Source organism: Cohnella xylanilytica (assembly GCF_014212175.1).
Taxonomy (GTDB): domain Bacteria; phylum Bacillota; class Bacilli; order Paenibacillales; family Paenibacillaceae; genus Cohnella; species Cohnella xylanilytica.
Window position 1 is genome coordinate 1 of record NZ_JACJVR010000132.1, and the last position, 13,971, is coordinate 13,971.

A 13,971-nucleotide genomic window follows, 5' to 3' on the forward strand; every position below is an offset into this window, starting at 1 on the left:
CGCTTTCGAAATTCAGGTTTAAAGCGAAGGATGTCGACGGACGCGTTAGAAACCGGGTTGCGGCGTCTTCGCTGGGAAATTTCGTATCCACCGAGAACCCACGGCATACCGCCAGGCTGAGAGGGACCCTTTTAAGGTTAACCGTAACGAAAAAGGCCAATGGGGTAACGGACGTGTCGAAGATCTCAAAAGTGCCTACCCGAATCTTGCAAAATATAGGTAGAAAAAAAGAGTATCGAGTAGTGCCCGAGCGATAGAATTTATCGGCGGGGATCGAGCGCGGCCTAGGCTTCGAGTATTTTGCATGCGCCGCCTTGCCGTGCACGGAGATCTTGGGTCAGAACGGCAGGGAGGCTCTGCTTTTATAGGTAGCGATAAGGGTAAACTCCGAATCCGCTTCCGATTTCTTTGCGAGACCTATTTGCAAATAGGTTTTCAATAGCGACAAATTCGCCATTCAGAGCAACCGCGCCAGCGATAGAGTGTTAGCCTCGCAAAAACGATTTGTAAGGTCTCATTTCCTTGCCATTCTCTGATTTCATTATCCTGATCTATTCTTGACGTTGAGCTAACATTCGCCGCACAAAGCCATGATAAAGTACGGGTTATAAACGTATTTATTTCATGGGAGGGCGATAAGATTGCATCTGTCTTGGAAGCGAAGAGCGTTTAACGGAGTATTGGCTCTAATTCTATTATTCTCGCTTTTTTCCGCGCTAGGAACCGGTTCATCCGCGGCTGCCGAATCGGCGCCGGACGAGCCTACGGCCGCCGAGGAACCGTCGCCGGACAAGCTGGCGGCCGCAGCCGGAACGGGAGCGTTCGACCTGCGTATCCTGCACACGAACGACACGCACGCCCATCTGGATACGGTGGCGAAGCGGATTGCGGCCATCAAGCAATCCAAGAACGAGAGCACGCTTCTGCTCGATGCGGGCGACGTGTTCTCCGGCACGCTCTACTTCAACCAGTACGAGGGTCTGGCCGACCTGTGGTTCATGAACCTCGCCGGTTACGACGCGATGACGCTGGGCAACCACGAATTCGACAAAGGACCGGGGGCGCTGGCCAAATTCATGAAGGACGCCCATTTCCCGATCGTCAGCTCCAACATCGACTTCGCCAAGGACGCGGAGCTGGGCCCCTTGTACAAGGACGAGGTCGGCAAGCCCGCCAGCGCTGCCGCGATCTATCCGGCTATCGTCAAGGACGTGAACGGTCAGCCGGTGGGAATCTTCGGACTGACCACGACCGATACGGTGGCGCTGTCGTCGCCGGGCAAGGATATCGCCTTTAAAGATTACGCAGCGAGCGCTCAAGCGACCGTGGCGAAGCTTCAAGGTGAAGGCATTAACAAAATCGTCGTGCTGTCCCACCTCGGCTACAGCGAAGATCAGAAGCTGGCGAAGGCCGTCGCGGGCATCGACGTTATCGTGGGCGGACATTCCCATACGCAGCTCGACGCTCCGGTCGTCGTCGATCGCGGCAACGGGGAGCCGACGATTATCGTTCAGACGGGCGAATACGGCAACAACCTGGGGCAGCTCGACGTTACCTTTAACGACGTCGGCGTCGCGACAGCTTGGGACGGCAAGCTGCTGTCCGTGTCGAAGTATCAGGACGACGCCGAGGCGGCGGCGAAGCTGGCGGAATTCGCCGTGCCGCTGGAAGAATTGAAGAAGACCGTCATCGGGAAGACGGACGTCGCGCTGGAAGGGAATCGGGCCGTTATCCGGAAGCAGGAGACGAACCTCGGCGACCTGGTCGCCGACGGGATGCTCGCCAAAGTGAAGAGCCTCGTCAAAGCAGAAGACGCCAAGGCGTACGTCGCGATTCAGAACGCAGGCGGAATCCGGGCGTCACTCGACAAAGGCGACATTACGCTCGGCGGGCTGCTGACGGTGATGCCGTTCGGCAACAACCTGACGGCGCTGAAGATGACGGGGCAGGAGATCATCGACGCGCTGGAGAACGGGGTCAGCGGGGTGGACACCGGAGAAGGGCGCTTCCCGCAAGTGTCGGGCCTGCGATTCTACTACGACTCGATGAAGCAGCCGGAGATCGTCGATTCGGTGATCGGGGAAGTCAAGCAGGCAGGGCAACGGATCGTCAAGGTGCAGATCAAGAACGCGAACGGAACGTACTCGAATATTGACAAAAAGGCCTACTACATCGTGGCGACGAACTCGTTCATGGCCGGCGGCGGGGACTTCTACCGGTCGATGGCGGCGGCCAAGGCGGACGGACGATTCTACGAGCTGAATCTCGTCGATTACGAAGTGTTCCGCGAGCATCTTCAACAAGTCGGAACGGTGAACATCGAGACGCAGGGCCGAAGCACGAACCTGCTGGGCAAACCGCTGCCGAGCGGCGGTTCGGGCGGTTCCTCTTCGGGCGGCGATTCCTCGGGGCAGACTCCCACGGGCGAGACTCCTCCGGGAAGCGGCAACGCGAACGGGGGAACGACGAACGACGGGGGCTCTTCGACCCCGGGAACGCCAGCCGACGGCAACAACGGCAGCAACGGCAACACGGGCGGAGGCGCGGCCCCTTCCGTGCAATTCCCGGATACGGTCAACCACTGGGCATCCGCAGCCATCGCCCAGGCGGTCTCTTCCGGCATCGCGAACGGATACGCGGACGGCACGTTCCGTCCGAACGAGGCGGCGACCCGGGCGGAATTTATCGCGATGCTTAGCAGGGCGTTCGGTCTGGCGGGCAACTCCGCCGATCTTCCGTTCGCCGACGAGATTCCCGCGTGGGCCAGACCTTACATTGCCAGCGCCGTAAGCCAGGGCATCGCGTCGGGCTATAGCGACCGCACGTTCCGGCCTTCGGGCAAGCTCACGAGAGCGGAGATGACCGTCATGGTCGTGCGCGCCCTCGGGCTGAAGACGGATTCGACGGCCGCCGTATCCTTCTCCGATGGCGATCGGATTCCCGCTTGGGCGCGTCCGGCCATCGCCGCGGCCTATGCGGCCGGAATCGTCGGCGGGACGGGCAGCAACGCGTTCGAAGCGGGCAAGGAGGCGACGCGGGCGGAAGTCGTCAGCCTTCTGCTCGCGGCGATTCGCACGAAAGGCTGAGTAAGCTGGACGACGATACGAAGACAGGGCAGCCCGTTTCCAAGGCTGTCCTGTTTTTCTTTTCGCCCCGACGATATACTTGATAGAGAACGGCTGTGGGGAAAGGGGCTTCTCATCTTGGCGAAATGGGATAACATGCTGTCGATTCTCTGGATGCTTCGATCGGGGAAAAAGTTTACGGCCGCGCAAATAGCGGAAGCGTTGGAGATCAGCGTTCGGACGGTATACCGCTACATCGACGCTCTCGGCGCAAGCGGAGTTCCGATCGTCGCGGATTCGGGCCATGAAGGCGGGTTTCGGATCCTGGAGAACTTCAAGGAGACGCCCTTGTTTTTTCGAACCGTAGAACTCAAAGCCATCGTCGACGCCTCCAAGTTCGCGAAGGGGGCCGGGTACCCTTATACGGACGAACTTGCGGAAGCGCTGGGTAAAATCGAGCAAAGTCTTAACGATGAACAACGGCAGGACCTGCATCGCCATACGAGCGGAGTCGACGTCATCCAATCCGCGTTCCGGCCTGCGGTCGGGTCGCTGCTTCGTCAATTGGAGCAAGCCATCGTGGAAGGACGGACGCTTCAAATCGCTTACCGCAAAGAGAATTCGGCAACCGCCGAAGAGCGGAGGATCGACCCTTACGGATTGGCTTATCGGCTGAGCGAATGGTACGTCATCGCGTATTGTCATCGATCCTCTGAGTTACGGACCTTTCGCGTCGACCGCATCGAGGATGCGCAGCCTACCGAAGCCTTCTTCGCCAAGCCGGATCCATTCTCCGCGGAAGATTACTTCCGCGAGCGGTCGTATCGGGAACGGGAAGCGGACGGCCCGATGGCGCTCATACGCATTGAAGGCGATCCGATGAGCTTAAACGCGTTATGCGATCACTGGCACATGCATCACTATTTGACGGAGCGCACCGATTCCGAAGCGCGGTTCCTCATCGATGTCCCTACCATGAACAAACGTCTTCCGACCTTCCTGCTCATGTTCGGCAACGGAATCAAAGTTCTCGAGCCGGCGGAGCTGAGGGATCGAATCCAGGAATTGGCCGCTCGAATCGCCCGGCAATACGAAGAGGAAGATCGTTGAACTTCGCTGACGGGATCTGACAGGGAAGAGGCTTATAATAGAATTTGAGAACTCGCAACCTACAAGGAGGAATAAAACCAATGTCAGCATTCAAAGTGGAGCACGTAAACCCGGAGGGGTTATTCAAGTCCAAAGCGTTCAGCCAAGCGATTACCGTAAGCGGTAAGGCCAAAACGATCTATATCGGCGGACAAAATGCGGTGAACTCGGCTGGAGAACTGGTCGGAGCCGGCGATCTGGAATTGCAAACCAAGCAGGCGCTTCAAAATGTCGCGACGATTCTGGCGTCCGAGAACGCGACGTTCGCCGATCTGGTCAAGCTCAACATCTACCTGGTTAGCGGAAGCGACCCTCGGGTCGGCTACAAAGCCTTTCTGGAAACGGCCGGCGAATTAGAGAAGCCGCCTCTGGTCACCGTTCTGTTCGTATCGGAATTCGCGCGTCCGTCCTGCCTGCTCGAAATCGACGGAATCGCCGTCGTCGAAGATAAAGATTAAACGCTCCGCTCGCCGGCCGGATTCCGGGCAATCTCCGATCCGCTTCGATTCATTTTACAAAAGAACGAAACTCTCTCCACGCTCCATTGATCATTCTATGCTAGATTTAATCATAGACTTAGGCGGCAAGGGGAGAGATCAATGGACATTCGAATTGAAGCGGCCCAACGGGAAGATTTTATCGAGATGATCAAGCTGGCAGACCTCTCCATGCCTGACCGCATGAATTTGCACGAATTGAAGAAGTACTTCGAGCTATTTCCCGACCTCCTCTTCAAAGCCGTGCATAACGACCGGTTAATCGGCTTCTGCTGCGCGGGGATCGACATGTATCAGACGACGGGGTGGCTGCTGTTCAGCAATGTGGTCGACGAATATCGCGGCCGGGGAATCGGGAAGAGCCTGATTCAAGTCCGGCTGCAAGCCCTTCGCCAGTTCCGCGCCATTCAGCAGGTTCTTGTCACGGTGAACGCGACGAATACGGCATCCATTCGCGCCTTGCAGGCGGCCGGATTCGAATGGGCCCGAACGGAGACGGAATATTACGGACCGGGCAAGGATCGAGCGATTATGCGATTATCGATGGTGCCCGCAGCTTCCCGAATGATTCTGAAGCTCCCCGACGGCGCCGCGGTCGGACATTAGCGAGATCGTTCTTCCCATCTTCTGTATAGAATCGGTTGCGGCATCCATAATAAGACAGCCCGATTCATTCCCAAATGGACAGAGGAGCAGATGAGCGTGAAATTCAAAACGTTGCTGGCGTTATCGATAGCCTTGGCGCTCGTAATGAGCGTGGCGCCGGCAGGATTCGTGCAGGCGAACGCAGCCGAGAAGAAGGACGCGGCCTGTCTAAGTCCCCAAATGGTGCAGCTGAGAGTCGATATGCAGAAGGTATGGATCGACCATACGATCTGGACGAGAAGCTATATCGTCAGCGCGATGTCTAACCGTCCGGATCAGAAGGACGTACTGGACCGGCTTCTGCGGAACCAGCAGGATATCGGCAACGTAATCAAGCCTTATTACGGGGAAGCCGCCGGCAATAAGCTGGCCGATCTTCTGAGAGAGCATATTCTCATCGCGGGGAAAATCGTGGAAGCCGCCAAGGCGGGCAAGCAGGCGGACGTGAAAAAGCTGGAAGGGGATTGGCATCGCAACGCCGACGACATCGCCAAATTCCTAAGTGCGGCGAATCCGAACTGGCCGTTTAAAAGGCTCCAGGATATGCTCTACACGCACCTGCAGCTGATTACGGAGATCGTCCTGGATTGTCTCAAAGGAGATTGGAAAGCAGATATAGAGGCAACCGACAAAAACGAGGTCCACATGATCCGGTTCGCGGATATTCTGACGGAAGGCATCGTCAAACAGTTCCCCGGAAAATTTTGAACGAAGCGTAAAAATCCGCAAAACGAGTAGCTTTCCGTAACCGTCCGAACCGACGGCTGCCGGAAAGCTATTTTTCGTTGACTGGACGCCAATAGGCGTCCTATAATCAGCTCGTCACCAAATCGCTAAGGGGTGTGCCTACATGGCAAAAGGCAAAAGGAACCCGAAGATCGATCCTTATTTTAACAAGCTCAAGCAGTGGAAGGAAGAATTCGAGCTGCTCCGGGAGATCGTTCTGGATTGCGACTTGACGGAAGACTTCAAGTGGATGCACCCTTGCTACACGTTCGACGATAAAAACATCGTATTGATCCACGGATTTAAGGATTACTGCGCGCTTCTGTTCCACAAGGGCGCGCTGTTGAAGGATCCCCACGGAATTCTCGTCCGACAGACGGAGAACGTTCAAGCGGCGCGCCAGATTCGGTTCGCCGGCGTACGCGAGATCGACGAGATGCAGTTGATTCTGAAATCCTATATCGATGAAGCCATCGAGATCGAGAAAGCCGGTCTGCAAGTCGAATATAAAAAGAACTCGGAATATGCCGTTCCAGAGGAATTGCATCATAAATTCGTCGAGCTTCCCGACTTGAAAACGGCCTTCGAGGCCTTGACGCCGGGACGGCAACGAGCGTACCTGCTTTATTTCGGCGGGGCCAAACAGTCCAAGACAAGAGAAGCGAGGGTTGAGAAATACATCCCGCATATTCTCAACGGCAAAGGGATGGACGATTAATACGCGACGAGAAGAGAAGACCCGCTAGCTCGACTAGCGGGTTCGATATTTACTTACGCCTCACGGGCTTGGCGGTTCTGCTGATCTTCACCGTCCGCCGGACGGCTTTACCTTTAACGCTCATGGTCATGGCGCCCCAGGAACGGCTTGTCCCGCCGGATCTTCCCTTCGAACGAGACTTGGAGCAGCCGCATTTCCCCCACGACTTCGACGATTTCGACCAGGTGCCGCTTCCGACGGATTGATTGCCGGTCACCGTCTTGTTCGTCAATACCCGGAATGCCGCCGCCGCTTTCACCGCGAACCGAAGCGGGGGCTCCACGGATTTAAAGTGAATGAACATAAGTCTGGGACTATCGAACAGCCAGTGGTTATGAAGGGCCGTTACTTCGATTCCTTGCGCGCGCAGCGCGGAGATGAAGGGGTTGATCTCCTCCTGAAGAATAACGGTCTCGCCTAAGTTCAAGGCATTGCCGCGACTGTCCAAATCCTCGAACGAGAAGAATGCGGCTATGGCCAGAATCGATTGGGTTCGTCTATTCTGAATAAGCGGACGCAGGTTGTTCCGAATCCGTGTTACCGTACAAACTCCGTTCACGACTTCCGCTGATCCGCCTAGGATCCGAGCGAATTGCTCGCACAACGCGCTCGGCGTGGTCATGGCCATTCTGAATCGCCTCCTGTTGTCGTTGATGGTATAAGCTATGACCGACGAATCGTTACGGCTTGGTTAAGTCCCTATTAGATCCGAAAATGAGAGATTTCACTGGTAGAGCATTTTCACCTAGGAGGGAATTGGCAGCCCATGACGCTTGTCGGGAAAATAAAAAAATGCCCTTCCGACTTCCGTTACGGAAGGGAAGGGCAGCCTCGTTTTTCCGCCTCATTATGACATCTCGTTGCCCGTTTGACCTTGGTATCGGTGCGAATGCGGCGTTCTTCCGTTCACGGTGGTGTGTCCTTCAAAATAGTGGATATGTCCGCCGCCCGGGATCGGAACGGCCCCACCCGTCGTTCCGCGGATAAGGTGGGTGTGTCCGTCGTTAAAAGTCGTCTCGGCTTGATACTCATGAACATGGGGAACGCCGGAAGGAGCCGGCGCCGTTAGTCCGGAATATTGGTGCGAATGACCGACATCGAACGAGGTAACGCCTCCAAAGGCATGGACATGAACCGGTCTGCCGTCCCAGGAAGTAGTAATGTAAAGTTTATGGGAATGCTGACCGTCCGAATCGTCGGAATGAAGCACGAAGCCCGTAACGGGGATATCCATGAACGATGATCACCTGCCTATCGTAGTTATGGAAAGGATATTCAGAAGCAACTTGTCCGGTTAAAACATATCCTCAAATTAAAAGCTCTGCTCGGACGATCGCCGCGAGAATGACGAAAGCGAAAAATAAAAAAGAACCCGAGCTGTCGATCGGGTTCTTGAAATTGCATATCAGCAAAGAGAATGTTATACTCAATGTCGCGACTCATTTTTTTTATTTAAAAGTCACAATTAGCGCATCTTACAATTTTATTGTAGCACGCTGGCGAGCTCTTGTCAAATGCTTTTCTCATTTTAAACCGAAGGAGAGATGCGAAAAATGAGCGCTTTGGTTCTCGATTTTCAGGAAATGGGAAAAACGCAGCTTTCGCTCGCGGGCGGAAAAGGGTTCAATGTGGCAGAATTATCGAAAATTCAAGGAATACAAGTACCGGAAGGATTTTGCGTTACGACAGAGAGTTATCGACAAGCCATTGAACGAAACGCAACCTTTGAATCTTTGACGGATCAACTCGACGCTTTAAAAGCAGAGGATCGAGGTCCAATCGGCGATATCAGCGCGAAGATTCGGCAAGTTCTTATGGAAGCGGAAATTCCCTCCGAGGTCGTTCGTGCCGTTGCCCGCTATCTCTCCCGGCATGGGGAAGAACACGCCTATGCGGTGCGTTCCAGCGCGACCGCCGAAGACTTGCCGCACGCCTCCTTCGCCGGCCAACAAGATACTTACTTGAATATCGTCGGCCTGCAGGAGATCCTGTCGCATATCCGGAAATGCTGGGCATCCCTGTTCACCGAGCGCGCGGTCGTCTACCGCATTCAGAACGGATTCGGCCACCGTCAGGTTTATTTATCCGTAATCGTTCAAAGGATGGTATTCCCGGAGGCTTCGGGGATCTTATTCACCGCCGATCCCGTGACCTCCAACCGTAAGATCCTATCCATCGATGCCGGCTTCGGACTCGGAGAAGCACTGGTCTCCGGCTTGGTATCGGCCGATTGTTACCAAGTGCGGGAAGGGCGAATCGTCGAGAAGAGGATCGCGGCGAAGAAGTTGGCGATCTACGGACGCCAAGAAGGCGGAACGGAGACGCGGCAGATCGATCCCGATCGGCAGATGACCCAAGCCCTTACCGATGAACAGATATTGCGGCTGGCCAGCCTCGGAAGACGGATCGAGGCCCATTTCGGCAGTCCCCAGGACATCGAATGGTGTTTGGCCGACGATACCTTCTATATGGTCCAGAGCCGGCCCATTACGACCTTATACCCGATCCCGGAGGCGAATGATCAAGAAAATCGCGTATACATCTCGGTCGGTCATCAACAAATGATGACCGATGCCATGAAGCCTCTGGGATTGTCCTTCTATCTGTTAACGACTTCCGCGCCCATGCGTACAGCCGGCGGAAGGCTGTTCGTCGACGCCACGCCTCGATTGGCTTCGTCTGCCGGACGAGAAATGTTATTGAATACGCTGGGGCCATCCGATCCGCTTATGAAAGACGCGCTTACGACCATCGTAGAGCGGAATTTCATAAAATTGCTGCCGGACGAGGAACAAGCGCGGAGTCCCATTCTACATTTTCAACAATCCGTCGAACCCGATCCCGCCGACGTTGCCGAGTTGATTCGGGCGAGCCAGACGTCGATAGAGGAGTTAAAACAGAGCATCGAATCGATATCGGGACCGGATTTATTCGAGTTTATTCTCGAAGATATCCAGGAGTTAAGGAGGATGTTGTTCAACCCGCGAAGCTCGGGCGTCATCATGGCGGCTATGAACGCTTATAATTGGATCCATGAGAAAATGAACGAGTGGTTAGGCGAAAAAAACGCGGCCGATACGCTGTCTCAATCGGTACCGAACAATATCACTTCGGAAATGGGCCTTGAGCTGATGGATGTCGCCGACGTCATTCGTCCGTATCCGGAAGTCGTTGATTACTTGCAACGGGTTGACCAGGATAGCTTATTGAACGATCTGGTTCGGTTAGAGGGGGGAAGGGAAGCCTACGACGCGATCTTCGGGTTTCTCGGCAAATACGGCATGAGATGCGCCGGCGAGATCGATCTGACGAGAACGCGTTGGAGCGAAAAACCGACAACGATTATCCCTATGATTATGAGCAATATCAAGAACTTCGAGCCGAACGAGAGCAAACGGAAGTTCGAGCAAGGACGACAAGAGGCTGCGGCCAAAGAACAGGAGCTGCTGGCTCGATTGAAGGCCTTGCCGGATGGCGAACAAAAGGCCGAAGAGACGAAACGAAAGATCGATCTGCTTCGGAATCTCAGCGGGTACCGGGAATATCCCAAGTACGGCATGGTGAATCGCTACTTCGTTTACAAGCAAGCTCTGCTCCGAGAAGCCGATCGGCTCGTGCATGCAGGCGTGATTCGGAACAGAGAAGATATCTACTATCTCTCCTTCGAAGAACTTCAAGAAGTCGTACGCACCCATAAGCTGGATGACCGGATCATTCGCCAACGCAAAGAGGAGTATAAGCTATTTGAAAAGCTGACCCCGCCGCGCGTGATCACGTCCGAGGGCGAAATTCTATCGGGCGCGTACAACCGGGATCATCTCCCCGCCGAAGCGATTGTCGGGCTGGCCGTGTCTTCCGGAGTGGTAGAAGGAAGGGCTCGCGTCGTTTTAAACTTGGATCAGGCGGATCTGGAAGAAGGAGATATACTGGTTACCTCCTTTACCGATCCCAGCTGGACGCCGTTGTTCGTATCCGTCAAAGGCTTGGTCACCGAGGTTGGCGGAAGGATGACCCATGGAGCCGTTATCGCTCGAGAGTATGGATTGCCGGCCGTCGTCGGAGTGGAGAAGGCCGCCAAGCGGATTATGGACGGGCAACGAATTCGCGTGAATGGAACGGAAGGGTATATCGAAATCTTGGAATAGGCGACCGGAAAATAGAAAGAATCGGATGCGTGTCTCTCCAAACGCCTATCCCCTAAGCTCATGAACATAACTATAGTTATGTTAACTTTATCCGCTTTAAGAACTTACTGATGAGACTTGACATGACGCCGGTATCGTCACCGGCTGAGAACGTTATTCGAATAGCAACGGTTAACAAGGATGAACAAAGCCCGGAGCGAAGGCTTCGGGCTTGTTTGGCGCTATTCGACTCTGCGTTGAACCAATACGGTCAAGCTCACTAGCGTCACGAATACCGTGGCCCCCATATCGGACAAGATTGCAATCCATAGGGTTAACCAGCCGGGGATCGTAAGCAGCAGGGCGATGATTTTAAGTCCCAGCGCAATGACGATGTTGAATCGGATGATTCGATTCACCTTGCGCGCGATTCGGATCGCTTCGGGCAGCTTGCCAAGATGGTCCTGCATCAGAACGACGTCGGCGGTCTCGATCGCGCTGTCCGTCCCTTTGCCCATCGCGATTCCGATCTGGGCGGAGGCAAGCGCGGGAGCGTCGTTGATTCCGTCGCCGATCATGCCGACCGTGCCGCTGGCGGCCAATTCCTTGACTCGGGTCACTTTGTCTTCCGGGAGCAGGTTGGCGTGATACTCCGTCACGCCGACCTGTTTAGCCACCTTATCCGCGGTGATCGTATGATCGCCCGTCAACATGACGGTCCGCCGGATTCCGCGGCGATGGAGCTCCCGAATTACGTCCTTGCTCTCCTCGCGAATTCGGTCGGCGATACCGAACATGCCGAGAATACGATTAGCGTCCGCTAGGAGCACCAGTGAGAGCCCTTGCTCCTTCAGAGCCTGAATCTCGGCTTGTACTTGCTCGGGGACCGCAAGATGAGCCATGCTCTTCTCGTTGCCAAGCCAGTACGTCGTCCCGTTCACCATGGCCTTAATGCCCTGACCCGTTACCGTTCGAATATCGTCCGCCTCGGGCGCTTCGACGCCTTGCCGATGAACTTCTCGCATGACCGCCTTGGCAAGCGGATGGATGGACGCCTTCTCGATCGCGCCCGCGATCGAATAGAAATTCTCGTCATACGCGATCGACTTCTCGACGTGCGGCTCGCCTCTGGTTAACGTTCCGGTCTTGTCGAAGGCGATCGTATCGAGCTTCCCGAGCTGCTCCAGGAAGACGCCGCCTTTCACGAGAATACCGTTGCGCGCGTTCCGCGTAATGCCCGATACGATGGCGATCGGCGACGACAGGATCAAGGCGCAGGGGCAGCCGACGATCAGCACGGCCAGCCCTTGATAGAGCCAGGTCCGCCAATCTCCGCCGAGGAGCAGGGGAGGGAGCAGAATAACCAAGGCCGCAATAAGAATGATTAAGGGAGTATAGTACTTGGCGAATTTATTAATGAACAATTCGGTCGGCGTTTTGGTATCCTGCGCTTCCTGGACCAAATGAAGAATTTTGGCTAAGGAAGAATCTTCATATGCTTTTTCGATTCTGACATGGAGTATGCCATCGTTGTTGATGCTTCCGCCGAACACCGGCTCTCCGACCGTTTTCTCGACGGGGAGCGATTCGCCGGTGATGGCGGCTTCGTTCACGGAGCTGCGGCCGCCGACGACCGCGCCGTCCGAGGGGATTTTCTCGCCGGGTTTGACCACGACGATATCCCCGAGCTGGAGCCGTTCGATCGGAACGATCGCTTCGCTGCCGTCTTCCAGCTTGTTGGCGACTCTTGGGGCGACCTGCAGGAGCGTCTCCATCGATCTGCGCGCCTTCTCCATCCCAAGGCCTTCAAGCAGCTCGTTCAAGCCGAATAAGATGGCCACGAGCGTCGCTTCTTTCCAGTCGCCGATCGAGGCGGCGCCGATTAGCGCGATGGTCATAAGCGTATCGATATTGAACTTGAATTTGAAGAGATTCTTTAGACCCTTCAGGAACGTGGAATAGCCGCTGAGCAGGGCAGCGATCACGTACAGGACGATTGGGATCCACTCCGGGAATCGTTCGCCGCCCAACAGAGCGACCAAATATAGGACGGTGGAGATAACCAGCGTCCGGATGATCCATCGGGATTGACCGTGACTATGATCGTGGTCGTGGTCGTGGCTGAGGGCGCGATCTTGGTCATGATCGCGTTCGCGACCGTGATCCTGTTCGTGGTCGTGTCCGTGGTCGTGTCCCTGATGCCCGTGTATGCGGCCCTTGTGCGACGGCGTTGAATCGGTCTGAATAGAGGCACCGTCGGTTTTCAAGATTCGGATCACTTCTTCCAAGGACACCTTCTCATCCAGCTTCAGCCGTCCGGAATTGTAATGAAGGGTGGCCGTCTCGCCATGCTCCAGCTTGCGAATCTCGCTCTCGAGAGCCAACGTACAATTCGCGCATGACAGTCCTCGCACCCGATATTCCTTCATGAGCAGTCGCCTCTCCTCTATAACAAATGAATACTTGCTCATATATTAATCTTCGTTGGTTCCGAAAGTCAATTCATTTTAGTGAACGTATGAGAAGATATTCGTATATTATCCGATAATCCTTTTTAGCTTAACCGTAAACTTTTCTAATTAACGGGATGTCTGTTATAATGAATCATCGATTTGAAGACAAGAGGTGTCCAAGGATGAGTCAGCGGGCAACGGACGTATGCGAAGATACTTGCGGCGGTTCGGATGCGGACCTGGTTCAAATCAAATCCGAGATGACGGAAGAACCGCTCATTCAGGATATGGCCGAATGGTTCAAAGCTCTAAGCGATCCCACCCGAGTCAAAATCATAAGCGCCTTGATTAAACGCGAGCTGTGCGTTCATGACCTATCGGACTTGCTCGATATGGGCCAATCCGCGGTCTCTCATCAGCTGCGGTATCTGAGGAACATGCGAATGGTCAAAAGACGAAAGGTCGGTAAAACCGTCTATTATTCCCTGGACGATTCCCATATCGAGGAGATCTTTCAAGTAACGCTGCAACATTTAAAGCATAAATAAATGCCGG

General features: G+C 54.8%; 11 protein-coding genes. 8 read left to right on the top strand and 3 right to left on the bottom strand.

Translation table 11 applies throughout. The annotated features are described in order from the left end of the window. Nucleotides 1-641: 641 nt before the first annotated feature. The 6 genes from H7B90_RS29930 (at nt 642) to H7B90_RS29955 (ending at nt 6,800) form a co-directional block, all read left to right on the top strand. Nucleotides 642-3,086, top strand: a complete 2,445-nt coding sequence (locus tag H7B90_RS29930; protein ID WP_185139571.1) for a 5'-nucleotidase C-terminal domain-containing protein — start codon at nt 642-644, stop codon at nt 3,084-3,086. 117 nt (nt 3,087-3,203) lie between these two features. Then, nucleotides 3,204-4,175, top strand: coding sequence for a helix-turn-helix transcriptional regulator (locus H7B90_RS29935; RefSeq protein ID WP_185139572.1), 972 nt, complete (start codon nt 3,204-3,206; stop codon nt 4,173-4,175). Between the two features lie 80 nt (nt 4,176-4,255). Next, nucleotides 4,256-4,672 carry a RidA family protein gene (locus tag H7B90_RS29940; RefSeq protein ID WP_185139573.1) on the top strand — a complete coding sequence of 139 codons (417 nt, stop codon included), beginning with the start codon at nt 4,256-4,258 and terminating at the stop codon, nt 4,670-4,672. Nucleotides 4,673-4,813: 141 nt separating this feature from the next. Then, on the top strand, nt 4,814-5,317 hold the full coding sequence (locus H7B90_RS29945; protein WP_185139574.1) for a GNAT family N-acetyltransferase: 504 nt from the start codon (nt 4,814-4,816) through the stop codon (nt 5,315-5,317). A 96-nt stretch (nt 5,318-5,413) separates the two neighbouring features. Further along, nucleotides 5,414-6,064, top strand: coding sequence for a glycosyltransferase (locus H7B90_RS29950; protein WP_185139575.1), 651 nt, complete (start codon nt 5,414-5,416; stop codon nt 6,062-6,064). Nucleotides 6,065-6,206: 142 nt separating this feature from the next. After that, a complete protein-coding gene (locus tag H7B90_RS29955) occupies nt 6,207-6,800 on the top strand; it encodes a YdeI/OmpD-associated family protein (protein ID WP_185139576.1) in 594 nt (197 codons plus the stop codon). Between the two features lie 49 nt (nt 6,801-6,849). Here H7B90_RS29955 and H7B90_RS29960 read toward each other — a convergent pair whose 3' ends face one another. Both H7B90_RS29960 and H7B90_RS29965 read right to left on the bottom strand, forming a co-directional pair. Continuing rightward, a complete protein-coding gene (locus H7B90_RS29960; RefSeq protein ID WP_185139577.1) occupies nt 6,850-7,467 on the bottom strand; it encodes a DUF1259 domain-containing protein in 618 nt (205 codons plus the stop codon). A 219-nt stretch (nt 7,468-7,686) separates the two neighbouring features. Continuing rightward, a complete protein-coding gene (locus tag H7B90_RS29965) occupies nt 7,687-8,073 on the bottom strand; it encodes a YmaF family protein (RefSeq protein ID WP_185139578.1) in 387 nt (128 codons plus the stop codon). A 319-nt stretch (nt 8,074-8,392) separates the two neighbouring features. Between H7B90_RS29965 and ppsA the strand changes: the two genes are divergently transcribed. Then, entirely contained in the window at nt 8,393-10,984 is a 2,592-nt protein-coding gene (gene ppsA, locus H7B90_RS29970) for a phosphoenolpyruvate synthase (protein WP_185139579.1), read from the top strand. 221 nt (nt 10,985-11,205) lie between these two features. Here ppsA and H7B90_RS29975 read toward each other — a convergent pair whose 3' ends face one another. Further along, nucleotides 11,206-13,392, bottom strand: a complete 2,187-nt coding sequence (locus tag H7B90_RS29975) for a heavy metal translocating P-type ATPase (RefSeq protein WP_185139580.1) — start codon at nt 13,390-13,392, stop codon at nt 11,206-11,208. 206 nt (nt 13,393-13,598) lie between these two features. On the opposite strand from H7B90_RS29975, the gene H7B90_RS29980 reads away from it, so the two are divergent. After that, nucleotides 13,599-13,964 carry an ArsR/SmtB family transcription factor gene (locus H7B90_RS29980; protein ID WP_185139581.1) on the top strand — a complete coding sequence of 122 codons (366 nt, stop codon included), beginning with the start codon at nt 13,599-13,601 and terminating at the stop codon, nt 13,962-13,964. Nucleotides 13,965-13,971: the final 7 nt, after the last annotated feature.

Bases quoted from the DNA above. Each gene is read 5' to 3' on its own strand.
- H7B90_RS29940 (WP_185139573.1), top strand. From the start codon at position 4,256: ATGTCAGCATTCAAAGTGGAGCACGTAAACCCGGAGGGGTTATTCAAG.
- H7B90_RS29945 (WP_185139574.1), top strand. From the start codon at position 4,814: ATGGACATTCGAATTGAAGCGGCCCAACGGGAAGATTTTATCGAGATG.
- H7B90_RS29955 (WP_185139576.1), top strand. From the start codon at position 6,207: ATGGCAAAAGGCAAAAGGAACCCGAAGATCGATCCTTATTTTAACAAG.
- H7B90_RS29960 (WP_185139577.1), bottom strand. From the start codon at position 7,467: ATGGCCATGACCACGCCGAGCGCGTTGTGCGAGCAATTCGCTCGGATC.
- H7B90_RS29965 (WP_185139578.1), bottom strand. From the start codon at position 8,073: ATGGATATCCCCGTTACGGGCTTCGTGCTTCATTCCGACGATTCGGAC.
- ppsA (WP_185139579.1), top strand. From the start codon at position 8,393: ATGAGCGCTTTGGTTCTCGATTTTCAGGAAATGGGAAAAACGCAGCTT.
- H7B90_RS29975 (WP_185139580.1), bottom strand. From the start codon at position 13,392: ATGAAGGAATATCGGGTGCGAGGACTGTCATGCGCGAATTGTACGTTG.
- H7B90_RS29980 (WP_185139581.1), top strand. From the start codon at position 13,599: ATGAGTCAGCGGGCAACGGACGTATGCGAAGATACTTGCGGCGGTTCG.